Origin of the sequence: Bifidobacterium sp. ESL0764 (assembly GCF_029395515.1) — a bacterium.
GTDB lineage: Bacteria > Actinomycetota > Actinomycetes > Actinomycetales > Bifidobacteriaceae > Bifidobacterium.
The window spans coordinates 84,500-102,975 of record NZ_CP113919.1 but is presented as its reverse complement, the minus strand read 5'-3'; the positions used below and the strand labels follow the sequence as shown (position 1 = coordinate 102,975).

At 58.7% G+C, this 18,476-nt stretch carries 10 protein-coding genes and 1 tRNA gene; 9 read left to right on the top strand and 2 right to left on the bottom strand.

All coding sequences use genetic code 11. The annotated features are described in order from the left end of the window. Positions 1 to 26: 26 nt before the first annotated feature. From OZX71_RS00330 to OZX71_RS00320, 3 genes are all read left to right on the top strand, one after another. Positions 27 to 2,786 (top strand): glycoside hydrolase family 2 TIM barrel-domain containing protein, encoded by a 2,760-nt coding sequence (locus tag OZX71_RS00330; RefSeq protein ID WP_277160086.1) that lies wholly within the window; start codon positions 27 to 29, stop codon positions 2,784 to 2,786. 185 nt (positions 2,787 to 2,971) lie between these two features. After that, positions 2,972 to 5,632 (top strand): serine/threonine protein kinase, encoded by a 2,661-nt coding sequence (locus tag OZX71_RS00325; protein WP_277160085.1) that lies wholly within the window; start codon positions 2,972 to 2,974, stop codon positions 5,630 to 5,632. A 209-nt stretch (positions 5,633 to 5,841) separates the two neighbouring features. Beyond that, on the top strand, positions 5,842 to 6,798 hold the full coding sequence (locus OZX71_RS00320) for a thioredoxin domain-containing protein (RefSeq protein ID WP_277145921.1): 957 nt from the start codon (positions 5,842 to 5,844) through the stop codon (positions 6,796 to 6,798). A 333-nt stretch (positions 6,799 to 7,131) separates the two neighbouring features. Here OZX71_RS00320 and OZX71_RS00315 read toward each other — a convergent pair whose 3' ends face one another. Beyond that, entirely contained in the window at positions 7,132 to 8,130 is a 999-nt protein-coding gene (locus tag OZX71_RS00315; protein ID WP_277160084.1) for a thioredoxin domain-containing protein, read from the bottom strand. A gap of 524 nt (positions 8,131 to 8,654) precedes the next feature. On the opposite strand from OZX71_RS00315, the gene OZX71_RS00310 reads away from it, so the two are divergent. The 4 genes from OZX71_RS00310 (at position 8,655) to OZX71_RS00295 (ending at position 12,988) form a co-directional block, all read left to right on the top strand. Then, positions 8,655 to 8,728: transfer RNA gene (locus OZX71_RS00310), tRNA-Thr, on the top strand. 553 nt (positions 8,729 to 9,281) lie between these two features. Further along, positions 9,282 to 10,742 carry a G5 domain-containing protein gene (locus OZX71_RS00305; RefSeq protein ID WP_277160083.1) on the top strand — a complete coding sequence of 487 codons (1,461 nt, stop codon included), beginning with the start codon at positions 9,282 to 9,284 and terminating at the stop codon, positions 10,740 to 10,742. Between the two features lie 310 nt (positions 10,743 to 11,052). After that, on the top strand, positions 11,053 to 12,150 hold the full coding sequence (rsmA, locus tag OZX71_RS00300; RefSeq protein WP_277160082.1) for a 16S rRNA (adenine(1518)-N(6)/adenine(1519)-N(6))-dimethyltransferase RsmA: 1,098 nt from the start codon (positions 11,053 to 11,055) through the stop codon (positions 12,148 to 12,150). Positions 12,151 to 12,361: 211 nt separating this feature from the next. Then, positions 12,362 to 12,988 carry a LytR C-terminal domain-containing protein gene (locus tag OZX71_RS00295; protein WP_277145925.1) on the top strand — a complete coding sequence of 209 codons (627 nt, stop codon included), beginning with the start codon at positions 12,362 to 12,364 and terminating at the stop codon, positions 12,986 to 12,988. A gap of 75 nt (positions 12,989 to 13,063) precedes the next feature. Here OZX71_RS00295 and OZX71_RS00290 read toward each other — a convergent pair whose 3' ends face one another. Further along, positions 13,064 to 14,491, bottom strand: coding sequence for a CCA tRNA nucleotidyltransferase (locus OZX71_RS00290; protein WP_277160081.1), 1,428 nt, complete (start codon positions 14,489 to 14,491; stop codon positions 13,064 to 13,066). Between the two features lie 358 nt (positions 14,492 to 14,849). On the opposite strand from OZX71_RS00290, the gene OZX71_RS00285 reads away from it, so the two are divergent. Both OZX71_RS00285 and OZX71_RS00280 read left to right on the top strand, forming a co-directional pair. Next, entirely contained in the window at positions 14,850 to 15,548 is a 699-nt protein-coding gene (locus OZX71_RS00285; protein WP_277145927.1) for an NUDIX hydrolase, read from the top strand. Between the two features lie 137 nt (positions 15,549 to 15,685). Then, positions 15,686 to 18,475 (top strand): DUF6049 family protein, encoded by a 2,790-nt coding sequence (locus OZX71_RS00280; protein ID WP_277160080.1) that lies wholly within the window; start codon positions 15,686 to 15,688, stop codon positions 18,473 to 18,475. Position 18,476 lies beyond the last annotated feature (1 nt).

Sequence of the window (18,476 nt, the reverse complement as noted above, 5' to 3'; positions counted from 1 at the left end):
AATAGAAATAGCAGAAAAGAGACCTTATGCAGCCAACGGGATTGAACAGACACTGGCAGGTCCGTCACCTGAGCAGCGACGAGGCGTTTACGCCGGTGACGCTGCCGCATGACGCCATGCTCTATGAGCCGCGCTTTGAAGACGCGCCGGGCGGCACCAACACGGGGTGGTTCGACGGACGGGATTACGAGTACGTCCGCCACTTCAAGCCCGGTGAAGCGCTGCGCGGCAAGGCCATGATCCTCGAATTCGAGGGGGTCTATCGGCTCGCCGAAGTCTTCGTCAACGGCAGGAAAGCCGGTTCATGCGACTACGGATACAGCGGGTTCACGGTGGACGTCACCGACCTGGTCACCATCGGCGAGGACAACGAGATCCGCGTGGTGGCACGTAACGCCGACCAACCCAATTCCCGCTGGTATTCGGGAGCCGGCATCTACCGGCCGGTCACGCTTTGGACAGGGCCGCGCGAGCATATCCGTTTCGAAGGCGTCGGGGTACGCACGATTTCGGCGGCACCGGCGAAGGTCGAAATAACGTTGCAGACCACCGGAACCGGCAAAGCGCATATCGAAATTTTCGAGGGGGAGCGGAATACCTCTATATCTATGGGCACTACGCCAAGCGTTTCTGCATCAATGTCCGCTGCCTCACTGGTCCCTTTACCGGTATCCGCTACGTCAATTACACCCGCATCTGCACGTATTGCACCAATAACTTCCGCACTACCGACAGCAGCAGCATCGGCCGACTGCGAAACCGACGAACAGGGCAACGCGACCGTTGCGATCGACATTCCCGACGCGAAGCTCTGGAGCCCCGAACATCCAGATCTCTACACCTGCCAAGTAACTTACGAGGCCGAAAACGGCCAATTTGCCGCGGCCGATGACACTGGCAACACCAACGACACCGGTACAACAACCGACACCGCCAGCACGGTGTTCGGCATACGCACGCTGGACTGGGGCGACAACGGATTCCTGATCAACGGCGAGCGCACGATCATGCAAGGCGCATGCGTCCACCACACCAACGGCATACTCGGGGCCGCCGCATTCGACGACGCCGAACGACGCAAGGTCCAAGGGTTGAAGGCCCAGGGTTACAACGCCATCCGTTCGGCCCACAACCCCTGTTCCAAGGCGTTGCTCAAGGCCTGCGACGAGCTGGGCATGCTCGTCCTCGACGAATACATCGATCACTGGTACATCCACAAGACCCTCTACGACTATGTCGATTACTTCGAGGCCAACCGGCAGGACGACCTCAAAGCCATGGTCCGCAAAGACCACAACCACCCCAGCGTCGTCATGTATTCGATCGGCAACGAAGTCAGCGAAACCGCGGAAAAGAAAGGCATCGCGCTGACCCGTTCCATGGTCGGCCTGCTGCACGGCCTAGACCCCACCCGACCGGTGACCTGCGGGGTCAATATCTTCTTCAATTTCCTGAGCTCCATCGGCTTCGGCGTCTATTCCGACAAGAAGGCGCGCAAAGAGGTCGAATCGCAATCCGCAGAGCACGTTTCGGCGTCACACGGGGAGTCCGTCGTTCCGGGAGCGTGCGTGGCTCCGCGCGCAACAGACGGGTCGGCAAAATCCAAGCACAAGGCCGTGGGCAGCGAGTTCTTCAATAATCTGGCGGGCATCATGGGTGCCGATTTCATGAAAACCGGCGCCACGCTGCACGCCTGCGACGTCAAGACCCGCGACGCGTTTGCGCAGCTCGATATCGCCGGCTACAACTACGGCATCAAGCGCTATCGCAAGGACCTTCGCCGCTATCCGCACCGCCTGATCCTCGGTTCCGAAACCTTCTGCGCCGACGCCTATCGGTTCAAGACCATGGCCAAAGACAACCCGCGCCTCATCGGCGATTTCGTCTGGGCGGGCATGGATTATATGGGCGAGACCGGCGTCGGCGCGTGGGAATACGGGGACGACGCCCCGGCGGAAAACGGCTTCGGCTGGCTCACTTCCGGCTCCGGCCGCCTCGATCTGACGGGGAGGGTGACCGGCGAGGCGCTCTACACCCGCGTCGCGCTCGAAGAAAGCCATGGCCCCTACCTCGCGGTGCGACCGGTGAACCACACCGGCGACAAGCATTCGCCGAGCGCCTGGAAAATGACAGATGCCGTGCCTTCCTGGAGTTGGGAAGGCTATGAGGGGCACAAGGCCGACGTCGAGGTCTACGCGCGCGCGGCGAGCGTCGTCCTGATATTGAACGGCAAGGAAATCGCACGCAAGACGTTGCAGCATGACTGCCTGGCACGGTTCGGTTGCACCTACCAACCCGGCACCCTCGAGGCCGTGAGCTTCGACGAAAGCGGTGCGGAAATCGGCCGGTGCGCGGTGACCAGCGCCGAAGGGCCGACGAAGCTCACCGCCTCGATGGAGCCTGTCGACGGTTTCGAGGAGTCCCAATACTCTTCGTCCGATACACCAAAACGCAGGGACGGCAACGCTTCCAGCACCTGCAGCCCCGGGCATCTGGCGTACGTGCGCGTGCGCTATACCGACGCCGCCGGCATCACCAAACCTCTGCAACACGGCACTCTCAGCGCAACAGTCAGCGGCGGCCGGCTGGTCGCGTTCGGGTCCGCGGCCCCCTACAATCCGGGCAGTTTCGTCACCGGCAGCACCGGCACCTACCGCGGCGAGGCGCTGGCCATCATCGAGATGCCCGATTCACAAGCAGGGCGGCAATCCGGCGGCAAACCAGTGGCGACACTCAACGTCACCGATGGCAAACTGGAGACCAGCTTCACCATCAAGGCAGAGTAGACGGCTCCAAACGCTCAACGCGAGTGCAAAAAGTGCGTTTTAGCCTCCCTAAAACGCACTTTTCTACCGGCCCAGTGAAAAAAGTGCGATTAAGACGGGCTAATTGGCACTTTTTACGCTTTTCTGCCATTATGCCGCGGCCAAACCAGCCCGAAGCTGTTTCGCGCCCTCGGTAGTATGAGGGTATGAGCGACTTGAACGCGTTGGATTTGGAACCCGGGGAGATTGTCGGCGGATATACGCTGATCTCGCGGCTGGGCGGCGGCGCGATGGGTTCGGTCTGGCGCGTGCGCGACGACGGCGGGCAGATATACGCCATGAAGATCCTGCGGGATTCGCTCAAGGACGATAACGAAACCGGCGATAATCATTATCAAAACGAGGATATGCCATCGGAAGGCAATCCTGAAGGCTACGGAAACGCGGACAGCAACGCGACAGGCAACGGTTCCGCCGGTTACGATTTTACAGGCAACAACGCGGCCGACAATGAATATGGCACTTCCGGTTACGGGCAAGGCAACGGGAAGGTTGGTGCATATCCGTCTCAGCCGAAGTACGGCAGCGGCGGGCAAAATGGCGATCGAGGCGCCCAACCGCACCACCGCAGCCGCGATCCGCACGTCACGGCCCGCGAGCGCATGCGGCGCGAGGCGGTCGCGATGCGCAAAATCAACCATCCCGGGGTATGCGCCATCGTCGACATGGAACTTGACGATTCCCTCGCCTTCATCGTCACGGAACTGATTGAGGGCAAGAACCTGCGCGACGACGTGGCGGCGAACGGACGATACGTCGGCGACGACCTGCAACGCCTCACCTCCAAGCTCATCGACGCGGTCCGCGCGGTGCACGCCCAAGGCATCATCCACCGCGACATCAAGCCCACCAACGTCATGGTCTCGGCCGCCGGCCCGGTCTTGGTGGACTTCGGCATCGCCATGTCCGCCGGCGAAAGCCACGTCACCCGCACCGGCCTGGTGATGGGCACGCCCGGCTTCATCGCCCCGGAGATCATCGACGGCGCGGAAAGCAACGAGGCCACCGACTGGTGGTCGCTCGCCAGCGTCATCGCCTTCGCCGCCACCGGCAGGCCGGTGTTCGGCAGCAAGCCGATGATGGCGGTGCTCGAGCGCGAGGCGAGCGGCAACGCCAATCTCGCAGGCCTTCCACCCAACACGTTGAACGCCTTGCGCAGCGCGCTCAATCCCGACCCGGCCAAACGCTGCAGCCCCGACCAGCTGCTGCAAGCCGTCACGCTTGATGCGCTGAATCCGTTCGAGAACGGTGAGCTGGACGACGAAGCCGACGAAAACGGCGGTCCCGAAGGGGTGGTGCCCCCTTTTGGCCGAACGCCTCGGCCTGATCCGGCTTCCCAGGTCGCGTCCACGGATAATCCCCGTTCCGCCTGGACCGACGACATTCCTACGGCTGTGACCCAAAATAGTAATACAATATCGGGTAGCACCACCGACAACGCCGTCACCACAACCCCGGTATCGACGGGGCAGCAACGCCGCCAGATACGCGGGTCAACGCGAGCGATGCCATTCGCGCCGGCCACAGACCGGCTGGCCGGAACGCAAGGAACCGCATACAACAGCGCCCGACCGTCAATGCATCAAGCGCCGCAAACACTTCTCAGCCTGTCGTCACTTCCAAGCGACGACGCCACCCAAACCTTGCCGCCGCCTTCGACGCAAGATCTGACGGCAACCTCCGCGATGGTGCAGGATGGGAGCGTGGTCGGAAACGGAAACGACAACGCAACCGCCACCATGCCGCTTGACCCGGCTGCGACGCGAGTCCTCAAGTCAACCACACCACTGCCTGCCGCGGCGCCGAACACGGCAAACCAGACAGGCCAAGCGAATCAGACAGGCCAGACAGAAGCCGGCACGATGCCGATGGCAGTCGCCCCGGCCACTCAAATCCTGCAGCCCGTGCAGAACGCGCCCTACGCACCTGCACCTTATATATATGGACAGTCTGCTCAGGCCAGCCCGGCGCCCCAACCGATGGAATCGGCCCCGATTGCGAACCCGGCTGACGTGCGGCGCGGCAAGCTTCTTTCGCGCTCGATTCTGCCGCTTTGGCTGCTGGCGATTCCGCTCGCGTTGCTTTCGGCTTCGGTGCCCCTTATCTCGATCTGCTGCGCCACGGCCTTGCTTTGGTTCCTTCTGACACTTGGCTACAGCGAAGAAGCGCAACTCGAGCGCGAAGGCCGACGCGGCGGTATCCGCAAAGGCGGGGACACAGCGCTGCGTACGGTCAGCCTGCCCTGGCATATCCTCAAAGCCCTGCTCTTCACCGTCCCGCGAGCGCTGGTTTTCGTCTTCATCGCCGGCGTGGGCCCGGTGGTCTTCAATCTGGTTTCGGGACTTCCCACGCATATGGTCGCGTTGTCGGCCGGTTCTCTGAACCTTCCGCTTCCTCTCCCCGCCGATCTTTCGCTTTCCTATTCGAGCCTTTCACTGGCGGTATTCATGGCCGCCGCATGGCTTGTCGTTACTTTCGGGCCAAAAGCCACGTCGCTGCGCATCGGTGCCGGCCGACTGCGGGGCGCCGCCTACCCCGAGCCGGACCAACCGTACATCGCAGCGCAACCCGAGTTCAGTTCGCCGAATTCGGCAGATGACGGATACAGCAATCTGCAGAATCAAGAAAACGATACCGACGGCAACGAAGACGACATCGGCATAAACAGCGCAGGATCCACCAAGCACCATTCGACCCACCACTGGCTATTGTTGGCGATTTGGCTGGTAGCAACGCTCGCGGCACTTGTGTTCGCCCTCGCCAATCACCAAATCGATTGGGTTCCGTTTCCAAATCCGCAATTGTAATACACGTTGACTAAGGCACGCACCTTACTATTTGGACAAACTTGCAATATCCGCAATAAAATATCAACGCACTCGGCTCTCAGACTATTTCATCCACCCGTACGTGCAAAATAAGAAAGCATCGAGTCTACAGTACGTTGGTTGCGTTGTCGCCATAACGGCGGATAAACCGGCGGTTGACAGCATTTTGCAATCATAAAGAAGGACATATGGCACAGCAAGGCAATAACAAGAAGCAAAAACGCCAGACGAGAGCCAGACGTCAGGCCGAGGAAGCGGCACGTCAGAAAGCGCTCGAGGAGGCCGCCGCCAAGGAACGCAAGCAGCAGACCATCATCGGCGCCCTCGTCGTGGCCATCCTCGTCATCCTCGTCGTCATTGTCGCTGCCGTCAGCTTCCGCTCCATCCACAAGAGCAACGAAGCGAAAAAAGTCACCGCGGACGCCTCTTACTCTTCGCTGCAGAAGGTCAAGACCAAGCCGAAGTACGCCGACGACAAAGGCGGCATCCTGATTTCCAAGGATGGATACAACAAGAAGATCGACAAGGTTCCGACCGTCGAAATCTACATGGATCCGCTTTGCCCCGGTTGCGGTTCACTGCACCGCCAGATCGACACCGACCTCGCTAAAATGGTGAATTCCGGCCAGATCAATCTGGTCTACCATGTCATGAATTTCCTGGATCAGGATTCGACCGACCAGTACTCCACCCGCGCGGCCGGAGCCATACTCTACGTAGCCAGCCACGACCCGAGCACGCAGCATCTGCTCGATTTCGTCAGCAACCTCTATAAGAAGGACTACCAGCCCGCCGAAGGCCCTGATTACAAGGCTACGAGCAATGACCAGATTCAGGCGCAGGCTGTGGCCGCCGGGGTACCTCGAGACGTGATCAGCAAGGCGTTCAACGGCACTTACAACAAGTGGCTTGAGGCCTCCTACAACTACACGATCAGACGCAAGGATCTGCTGAACACCGATGGCCAGCTGAGCACGCCGGCCGTCACGGTCAATGGCAAGCTCATGGATATGAGCTCGTTGTCGCAACTCGGCCTCACGCAGCAGCAGGCCCTGCTCAAGGAGCTGGGAATCAAGGAAGCGCAAGTAGGCATGAAAGGCGTTACACCGAGGATCGGTACCGGAGCACCTGAATCCTTGGACTGACCAACCGATCCAAGCCTCATAAAAACGGCGGCAGACCACCATTCGTGCGTGGCCTGCCGCCATTTTTATTCGCGATTGACACCGCTGCTTGAGGCATCCGACTGAGGGCATCAGCCAAGAGCCCAAGGTTATAAGGCACAGAATTAAGTTGCAAACTCAAGGCATCGCGCCAAGGCAAAGGCTGGCTACAGACGAGAGCGTCTGCTCAAAAGCGAGCTACCGAAATACGGACAAACCGCTGAAAGCGTACCGAAGAACCGAGATGCAGACTCATGGAATCAGAGTACATTCGCGAGGCCAGAATACGAAACCAGAATACGAAACCAGAGTAATTCACGCCGAGGGCTGGGTCTTCGGGAACGTAGGATTGCCATCGGCGCCGATCGCCGGCTGCTTGCCAGCCACGCCGATGTCTTCATTGGCGAGACCGATCGACTGCAGGATAGCCACCTTATAGGTGAGCCCGATGTCCGAAATCCCCGAAATATCAAGCATCTTGCCGTTGATGACCACCACCGGCGTGGTGAGCTTGCCCTTGAACTGGCCGCCGATGTCCTTGAGTTCCGGGCGACGCAGCGTATATTGCGCGGCGGCGGAAAGCCATGGTTCGTATTCGTTGCCGAAAGCCTTGCTCGCAATGTCCTCCGGAACGCCTGCCGCCATGGCTTGTTCCTGCAATTGCCGGTTGTTCACCGGTTTGTAGTCGGCGGCCTCTTCAGGCTGGAAATCGTCGCTATGGATGTTGGTGATGAAATCCAGAAGGTGGTTGGGATCCGGGTCATTGGATGCAATATAGGCCACGCCGTTATCGGCACGCGACGAATAATGGTCCGTCGACATATTGTCAAGGAACGTTACGGGATGAATTTCAAGATTGATCTGACCGGAATCCAGCAGCGCACGCAACGTGGCATCCATCTGCTGATGCAGGACGGCACAGCCAGGGCACATCGGATCGGTGTAGATTTCCAGCGTGGGAGCATTCGCGGTTTTCTTGCCGTAACCGGCCTTCGAAAAAAGTATGCCGCCTTTGTCGTTTGCGAATTTAGGTTTCAACTTTACGCCCTGCAACGCGCTGTAGGCCTGATCCTCGGTCACATTCTGCGCTGCGTTGCGCTTGGCGATGGAACGGTAACTCACCAGACCGATAACGGCAACGAAAATGACGACGACGATAAAAGCAATGAACCCGACAATACGACGCTGCTTACGTTCTTTGGCTTCCTGCGCCTGCCGCGCCTGAATCAATAAATCGCCAACGTCGGCGCCGCCATACCAAGAAGAATCCGCTGGCGCCTGTACGTAGTAGCCATTGCCTGTATGCCGAGCCATACTCCGTCCTCTATACTCTTTGCGCTAGCAACGTTGCCCCTTACCGTACCTTTGCGCATTACCGGCTAGTCATGTCCTAACATTCCTACCCCCAACATGCTATATGACATTCCTCTAAAAGAGGCAACACCATGAAAGATGTGCGAGAAGCAACGCTCTTTAGAATATATCATGAGTCAAAACCCGACGAATTTTGTCTCGTTTGGCGAAGTCGTTTTGCGCAAAACGCAACACCCTTCCATATGACGTAAAACTAAAAAAATATCGAGAATCCATTCATACCAACGATTCTGAGTTCCCGATATCGTTGTATTCAGAAAGTAAATCATACGTAGAACGTTTTACGCATTATTTGATACGAACAATTTCTATTCCATGTTATTTCTTTCACAAATACTGCGTGCGAGAGAAAATCGATGATTCAAATTCCCCGGTCTACAAACCGGACCAACACACACAAGTAATCGAGCCTTGCTGTTAAAGTGAGGGTCTGTCTGGTTTTGTCGGATACGATTGAAACCAACGCCTCCTTAGCTCAGATGGCCAGAGCGGCCGCCTTGTAAGCGGCAGGTCGTCGGTTCGATCCCGACAGGAGGCTCACCGGTGCAATGTTGCGGTGAGAGACATGAGTTGTTTGTGTTGTAGATGTTTTCAGTTGGAGCAGACGGCACGCTTTAACTGAGGCAGTAATGAATTTGTTGTGAAGCCCACGAGAGTGGGTTGTGTGCGTTGTGGCGGCAAGCATTGTCAGACCCAACGATTCCGGCGTGAAGGAGGCGCCGACGGCATTACTCGCGCTCGAGTAAGTAAGCGTTGTTCCTCTTCCATATGGGGAGCGACGTCCAAGGGCGAAACTTCCCCCAATTTGCTTCGCCCTTTAGGGGCGGGAATATCCCCTTCTCTCCCGCCCCTTTCCCCTTTTTAAAGGGCTTTCCCACTGGAAGCCATTCATCTGACGGCTTCGCAAGGGACCCCGGCACCGGTTCGATCGCACTCGTTACTTGCTGTGGTTTCTTTGTAAAAACTTGCCCCCGCAACCCGAATACGTATTGCAATCTTCACGGTGAAACCGATAGACTGTAGACTGGGTATAGCAGTAGACATGGCCGGTACATTACGACATGTCAGATACATCATTTCAGGGGGTTTGCATGGCACGTCGATGGACTCCGCGGCGGTTCGTCACCTTGCGCAGGGTTCGCGTGGCGATTTGCGTGGGAGTGGTGCTGCTGGCCAGCATCGTCTTCTTCGCCATCACCGCGCGCAAGAGCGTGGCCCTGACGGTCAACGGCGCGACCAAAACCGTGACCACCTATTCCGCCTCAGTCCCCAGATTCCTTGAATCCCAAGGCGTGAAGGTCAAAACCCACGATTTCATCGACTCGACAGACGAGAAGGCGGGCCTCAAGAACCACGACGTGGTCACCGTGCGCAGCGCCTATCAGTCCACCATCAACATCGAGGGCCAGGACGTGCCTTTCTGGACGTACGCCACCAGCGCCGACCAGCTGCTCGGCTTCTTCAAGGCCAATGCCAAGAACGCCACAAAGGTGTCGGTCAATGTCACCAACGTCTACAACCAGCTCACCGGCGGATTCGTGATCAACAAGGCCGGCCCGGTCACCGTCATCGCCGACGGCAAGACCAGCGTGGCACCCAACGGCAAGCTTACGGCCGCCTCGATTCTCGATTCCAAGAACATCACCATCGGCAAGGAAGACCGAGTCAGCGTCAGCGAGGACAACGGGCAGACCATATTGCGCGTCCAACGCGTCACGCACGGTCAGGAGACGAAGGACGTCGCCGTGCCATTCGCCACACGCACCGTGGTCGATTCCAACCTGCAGCCCGGCCAGACCGAGATTCGTCAGGCGGGCCAGAACGGCAACAAGCAGCAGGTCTACGACGTCACCTACGTCGACGGCCAGGCCGAAAGCTCGACGCTCAAATCGGAGACCGTCACCCAAGTGGCGGTAGACCAGATTGTGGCGGTCGGGCCGGCCGCTGCTGCCACTCCCGCACCTTCGACCGGCGGCAGCGGCAATGGTGATTCCAGCACCGGCACCGGTTCAAACGGCAGCAGCGATTTCGGCACAAGCAAAGACAAGGACAAGGGCAAAGACGACTCCGGCAATTCGTCTTCGTCAGCCCCGGCACCTTCAGCACCTGCACAGCAGCCGAACCAACCGTCGCAGCCTTCAACGCCTGCTCCGGCACCGGCGCCAGCCCCTGCACCCGCACCTTCAGCTCCCGGTCACGGCGGCCTGTGGCATGCAAGCCCTGCGGCGGCGCAAGAGTATGCCTGCGCAATGGTGATGCAACACAGTGATTGGGGCTGGAACCAGGCAGACTGCCAACCGCTCATCAATATGTGGACCCTCGAATCCAGTTGGAGCTGGAGCGCGCTGAACCGGCAAATGGCGGACGGCACTCCGGAAAACGCGCCATACGGCATACCGCAGTCATACCCCGGCAGCAAAATGGCCTCGTTCGGGGCTGATTGGAAAGACAACGCCGGCACCCAGATCGATTGGGGCCTGAGCTACATTCACAGCGCGTACGGCAGCCCACGAGGCGCCTGGAGCTTCTGGCAAACCCATCACGCCTACTGACCTGCGCGTACGCGAGGATCACTGGCTCCTTACCGAATCTGACAGCTACCGATATCGCCTGTCACGTCAACAATCCGCGCATTTGGCCCGTGTTTGAGAACAATCGCAGCAACTCAATCTGAGCCGTTTGAATCCCGGAACGTAAGCTGTGCCTGGCACCGTCAGTCAACTATGCAAAGACGTCAGCGTCATCCACCGCTTACGATTTCATATTGAGAAGAAGAAACGCAAGCAATAGCCGACGCTTTTAGCCATGCATCGGCCAAGCCTCGAACACATCGATTCGCGCGTCAAGGGTATCTTTGAAAGTATGAGTGAGCAAACAACGAACGGGAGCAGTGTGACAGACGGCGTGACGGCACATAACGGCCACCTGCTGGGGGCGGGGGACATCCGGCGGATCGCGGCGGACGCCGGCATCAGCCCGACCAAGAAATTCGGACAGAATTTTGTCATCGACCCGGGTACGGTGCGGCGCATCGTGCGTGAGGCCGGCGTCACCGCCGATACCCGCGTGCTCGAAGTCGGGCCGGGTTTGGGCTCGCTCACCTTGGCGCTGCTGGAAACCGGGGCCGCGGTGACGGCCGTGGAAATCGACCCGGCGCTGGCGGCACGGCTGCCCGAGACCGTTGCCGAATTCATGCCGGAAGCGGCCGACCGGCTCACCGTCGTCACCGCCGACGCGATGAGCCTAAGCCCTGAAACACTGCCGGAGTTTGCAGCGAATGCGCCGAACGCAACGCACACACCAAGCAGCCAGACCGACGCCACCAGCAGGGGAGAAGACACCCACACGGCATCCGGCAATCCGTTCACCCTCGTTTCCAATTTGCCATACAATGTGGCGACTCCGATACTGCTGACGTTGCTCGAGCGGTTCGAAAACCTTGACCATTTTCTCGTCATGGTGCAGAAGGAAGTCGCCGACCGGCTCGCCGCCAAGCCCGGCTCCAAGATCTACGGCACGCCTAGCGTGAAGCTGGCGTGGTACGGCCAAGCCGAACGCGTGGGTCTCGTCGGCCGCAACGTCTTCTGGCCCGCGCCGAACGTCGATTCCGCGCTGGTTTCGTTTACGCGGTATCGCAATTATGATGGCAAAAACACGTCGACAAGCAAGATTGCCGCAGAATCAAGCCTTGACAACGACAACAAGCGCGACCAAAATGTATCACAATCAGCAAATACCATATTCGCGCCCACCTCGTCTATCACCCATCAAGCCAACCGCGAGAAAGTGTTCCGACTCATCGACGCCGCCTTCAGCCAGCGCCGTAAGACCCTTCACGCAGCTCTGAAAAAGCTGGTGCCATCCGAGGCATTCACGGCCGCCGGCATCGACCCCACCAGACGCGGCGAGACCTTGACCGTCAACGAATTCGCCGCTTTGGCCGCAGCGGTTGAGAACTGACTTCCTCTGTTCCTTTTATCGTTCACAAGTCAATATAATCCAACGAATTTTACTATGATATACAAGAAATAATCTTCATCGACGGTATCTTCTGTGCGTCACACTCTCACGGTAAAGTAAAAACGTCGGTATTTCGCCAAATCCTATGCACGCCAGGCAAGGCGCGCGTTTTGAGAGAAATGGCGCAGGCACGGGTTGACAGGAATGAACAATGCAGCAATTTAGCGACGAACGCAAGGCGCGCAAGGAGTACGTGCATCACCGTCAGGTGCGTGTATTTTCAACGATTGCGGCCGTATTGGTCGTGGCCTTGGTGGTCTCGTTCCTCGTCTTCTTCCGCACCATCGGCAAAAGCAATGCAGACGTGCCACAGGCACAGACCAACTACGGCGCACCGCTTGTCTGCGCATCTGAAGACCCCAAGAAAAGCCCGGCCACATACCAGCCAAACGGGAGCGTGGAAGTCAACGTGCTGAACGGCACCAAATCGGTGGGTCTTGCGGGAGCGGTAGGCGAGGCCTTGCGGAATCGTAATTTCAACGTTTCCGCCGTCGGCGATTTCCCTTCGCGAAAAGTGGAGCGGACCACCATCTACTACGGGGTGAACAACATGTGGCAGGCCTATACGGTCTACAGCAACTTCACCGACGCCGAACTGGTGATGGACAGCAGGACGGACGGGGTCGTCAGCGTGGCCATCGGCTCGACATTCAGCGACCTGACCCCCAAAAAATCAGTGCCGCCCCAAGACTCTAAAATAAAAAACATTCCAGGCTGCACACTGCCCAGCAAAATCGACAAGGCCAAGCTGCCCAAGGATTTCCGCCAAAAGAAGTAGCACTTATTGCGGATTGTCGGTTCAGCTGGCAGCCTGCACAAGTTTCCTTTGTGGCCATCAGGGCCATCAATTCGGCTATTCGGAGACTAAGCCAACTTCAGCGGCCCAACGCCTGAGCTCGGTAACCGCGGTGTCGTGGTCGGCAGGGCCGTGGTCCAGGCGGTAATCGAGCATGTGCTTGTAGGCGCGGCCGACTGCCGGGCCGGGCTTGACGCCCAGGATCTCGATGATCTCGTTGCCGTTGATGTCCGGGCGGATCGCGTCGAAGTCCTCCTGTTCCTTAAGCTTCTTGACGCGGGCCTCGAGCTCGTCCATCGCATCCGAGAACATCAGCGCCTTGCGCTTGTTCTGTGTGGTCGCGTCGGCGCGGGTCAAGCGGTTTAGGCGCTCGTAAAGATGCCCGGAATCCTTGACATACCGGCGAACGGCGGAATCCGTCCAAGGCTCATCGACGTAGCCGTGGAAACGCAAGTGCAGATTCACCAGTTCACTGACGTCCTGGATAAGATGCTTGTCGAAACGCAGCGCCTTCAAGCGCTTGCGCACCAGTTTCGCACCCACCGCGTCGTGGTGGTGGAAGCTCACCTTGCCGTGCGGCTCGAAGCGGCGCGTGGCGGGCTTGCCGATGTCGTGCAGCAACGCGGCCAGACGCAACGTGAGATCAGGCGCGGGCACGGGGCCGTCGGGGCCGGTTTCCAGGGCGATCGCGCGGTCGAGCACCATCAGCGTGTGCTCGAAAACGTCCTTATGACGGTGATGCTCGTCGATCTGCAGCTTCAGCGCAGGAATCTCAGGTAATACAATATCGGCCAAGCCGGAATCGACCAGCGCCTCGATACCCTCGTGCGGACGCTCGGAGAGCAGCAGCTTGGTGATCTCGTCGCGAACGCGCTCGGCGGAGACGATGGAAATACGATCGACCATATCGGTGATGGCCTCGGCGGTGTCCGGCTCGATGCGGAAACCGAGCTGAGCGACGAAACGCACCGCACGCATCATGCGAAGCGGATCGTCCTCAAAGGACTGACGCGGATCGACCGGCGTGCGCAGCACGCCTTTGGCCAAGTCGCTGGCGCCGCCGAACGGATCGACGAATTCAAGGTCGGGCACGCGCAGGGCCATGGCGTTGACGGTGAAATCACGCCGCGAAAGATCACCTTCCAGCGAATCCCCATAGCTTACTTCGGGCTTGCGGGAATCGGGATCATATTTATCGGAGCGGTAGGTGGTGACTTCGACCTTGACTTCGGTGCCGTCCTTGCGGCGCCGCATCGCGCCCAACGTGCCGAACTTGCGGCCCATATCCCAGAAACCATCGTGACCGAAACGCTTGAGAATCGGTTCGAACTGCTCGGGCCTGGCAGAGGAGCAGAAATCGAGGTCGTGGCTTTTGCGGTGCAACAGCAGGTCGCGCACGGGCCCGCCCACCAGCGAAAGCTCGTACCCCTGCTCGGCGAACATGTGCCCCAGCTCAATGGCCTCAGGCCACACCTCAAACTCCACAATTGCCTCCAACGTTCGGATTTCACGCGACTTCCAGCATACCGTCACCGTTGCCCGCGCCGCATGCCGGCAATCGGCCGGCAATTGGCCAACATCAATCAATATCCAACCGCCCTGCCAGTTTTTGTGCCACAAACCGGTCATTCATGCCCCTTGGAGTAGGTTTCCGGCCATCAAGCCACCGTGATGGAGCTCGTACCGGTTTACGGCACAAGTCAAGCAGAACAGCCGGTTACCGGCGATATCTCTAAAGCAAAAAGCGGAAATCGCTAGTCCCTTCACCCTGATTCCGGCCGGTTTTGTGCCCTTTGCCATCCCGTTACCCTACCTGCACATCCTTCTGAGTAAGCTAGGTTGTATGATAACGCCCGCAGACATGGCTCGTATGATGGCCAACGCCTCGGGCAACCATGCCCAAAACGCGAATGGCGAGAATTCCGACAGGCGTGACGACGGCAACAGACTCAACCAGCCCGACACATTACTGTATACTTCGCAATCCGAACGTCATATCGTCCGTTTCATCGAACCGGACGGTGCGCCGACGCCGAAGATGATGCCACATCACCGCGCCGGCCATGGTCCGACCAAGTTCGCCACGCTCGACGCCCAGGAACTGCCGGTGGCCCGCGAATATTCAGCCGGCGGCTTGATTTTCGATTCCCACAACCGGGTCGCGCTCATCGCCCGCCATTCGCGCAGCGGCCACCTCGAATGGTGCCTGCCGAAAGGCCATATCGAAAAGGGCGAGACTCCCGAGCAGACCGCCGTCCGCGAGGTCCACGAAGAGACCGGCATATTAGGCGAGGTCATCGATTCCATCGCCACCATCGATTATTGGTTCACCGGCCAGGCAGAGCGCGTACACAAGCTCGTCCACCATTTCGCACTTCGGCAGATCGGCGGCTTCCTCACCGTGGAAGGCGACCCCGACCATGAGGCCGAAGACGCCATCTGGGTGGATTTCGACGACCTTGACAACGTGCTGAGCTATCCTAACGAGCGTAAAATCGCGTGGCTTTACGCCAAGAAACTGAACAGGCAGGCAGAAGGTTGAAGCACTGGCACCCCTGCGTCCCCCGCACCAATATGGACAGCAAACAATCGCCCCTCTCTTCCAAGATCTCGGCGATCGTTTCATCTGCCATAGCCCTGCTGTGCGCATCCGCATTGGTTCTTTCGCCCGGTGTCGCAATGGCTGCGGAAACCTCAGAGACCGACGCATCCTCGGATACTTCAACGACCAATCCGGGAGGCTCGGGCTCTTCGACCACTCCGGCCAATCCTTCCACTCCCGGCGACAACACCGGCAAGGAACCAGCCAAACCCGCAACACCGTCGCAGCCGACCCAGACGCCGGAAGACGGGACTTCCGAAGAACAGACTCCGGGCCTGCAGACATCGCCATCGACGCGTTCCTTCAACAATCTTTCCCCTTCGTCGAGGCAAACGCTGCAAGGCACTGCGGGCAATGCCGATCAAAACGGCTCAGCGTCCAACGAACCGGGCGCCAAAGGCACACAAAAGGATGCCGAGGTGACGATTACCGCGTCAACACCCGTGGTCACTTCGAACTCCGGCTATCATCTGAGCGCGGTCATCAAAAACACCAGCGACAGCGCGTTGCCGGCGGGCACACTGAGCGTGGCCGTCAACGACTATTACACCTTCGTCTCGCGCTCGGACCTGCAGCAATGGGCACAAGGGGATTCACGAATCCAAGTGCCCAACCAAATCGGGCAAGTCAACGTGCCCGAAATCGCAAAAGGCGAGAAGACCAGCGTCACCATCGATGCAAATCCTGACCAGCAGAGCCTGAAAAACATGCTTTCGTGGGGCCCGAAGCCGGTGCGCGTCGACTATTCGTTCGTTCGGAATTCAAGCGACGAAGGCAAATCTGCTTCAAAATCACAGAAGCCATATCTCAATACCACGCATACGTTCCTGACCCGTTCCGGTGACGGCCTCAATACCGCCAACACCCCTCCGATGGACATCACCATCGCCATGCCGCTGACCAGCGAGGGCTGGCAGGTCGACGGGCAGAAGCTCACGGAGTTCATGACCTCAGGCGTTGGGGACAGCGCCAAAATCCTCAGCACACACAAACTTTCGCAACCCGTCGAACAATTGATCAGCAAGCATCCGGGCCTGCAGGTCATCACGGATCCGACGCTGGCGCAGAGCCTTCCCGTGCCGCCGAAAACCAGCGGAATCATGCAGTCCGGCGACTTCGACATCACCGCATATTCCGCCCTGAACAATGGCAGCGAGTACGAGAAGGCAGGCATTGCGTCCAAAGACTGGAACGCGGAAACTGGGTTGAAGCAATATCGTGACGCCACCGGCGACACCAAGGCCAATATGCCGTCCTACGCTTGGCCGGGCCGCGGACGGTGGACGATGGGTTCGTTACAAACGGCGAGAGCACAAGGATATTCCACCGCCATCGCCACCGACGTTACCGGCGTGGAAGACGCCGATGACAATTCCACAATCCACACCGGCAAATACATCATCCATACCTCGGCCGGCGACATCACCGTGCTCACCGCGCAGGACGAGTTGAGCCGACTCGCGCAAGGCCTGCCCACCGACAAAACCGTCGACGGAGAGTCGAGCGCTGCCGGCAGGCTTGCGCGTTTTATGGCGCAAAGCGCTTTTTACCAGATGGAGAGCCCCTACGCCGCGCGCAATCTGCTGATCTGCTTCGACACCGGCACCGCCAATTCCGAAAACAACGCGCAAAATGCCGATACCTTGATGCAGGCGGTGGAACAGGCACCATGGCTGAAATTGCGCAGTATGAGCGAGCTGAACCAGACCGAAGCCTATCTTTCCGGGGAGAAAGCCGCCAGTGCGGTTCCCGATTCGGCCAACATACACGCATCCGTTCTCGAAAAAATCCGGCAGTCACTTTCCACGCTCGCCGCAAGCAAAAACGACATCGACCGATTCACCAATTCCATTCTCGACGAATCTTCGGCAAAGACGTCAGAGAACTCGGGCAATTCGGGAAACTCGGAAAAATCCAAGACACCAAACGATAAAAACAGTCCATCCAAGGCCGATTTGAGCTCCTCATCCGCAGCAAGCTCCGGCTCAGCTTCCAATTCCGGCTCAGCAGCAAGCTCCGGCTCAGCTTCTAACTCCGGTTCAGCATCAGGTTCAAACGCGACCTCGGGTTCCTCAGCAGACGAAACATCGGGGCAATCCGGAACGTCTTCCTCAAAAAACGGCAAATCCGGTAAATCTGGTAATACAAATAAGTCCGAAAACTCGTCACCCTCTTCATCTTCAAACGCCAACAGCAACTCAGCCAACGGGGGCACCACCAACAACGGCAATGTCAAAGGAAACGCAAACGCGGGCAACACCAAAGTCGACACCGGCGACGCGCAATCCCTTGCCCGCCAGGACGCGGACGCCACGGCGAAGCGCTCGAAGAACGGCTGCGACTGGATGGCCGCCATCTCCTCCTTGCAAAACGCCATCGCCCTCCACGCCCTTTCCTGCAACGACACCGTCGCCAAACGCATGGACGCAAGCGCCCAGAACCTCGCCGGCCAGCTGATGGGTGGCATCAAAATCACTCCTTCGGAATCCATCACCGTCTTGAGCGAATCCGCGAAAATGCCGGTGACGGTGAGCAACAACCACCCTTACCCGGTCACGGTCAAGATCTCATCGCTGTCCAATTCGATGGAAATCGTCACGACACGTTTCGCCACGCTTTCCATCCCGGCGCGCAGCGAAGCCCAAACCACGTTCAACGTCCGCGTTTCGACTTCCGGCACAGCCACGGCGCATCTGACCCTTACCGACCGCCGAGGTGACGCGTTTTCCACCCCGGAATCGACACGCATCACGAGCACTTTACGCCTGAGCGACATGAGCGGCATGATCTTCATAGTCATTGCGCTGTTTCTAGGCGTGCTCGGCCTCTGGCGCCAATTCAACCGCAAGAAAGATCCTGACGAATGAG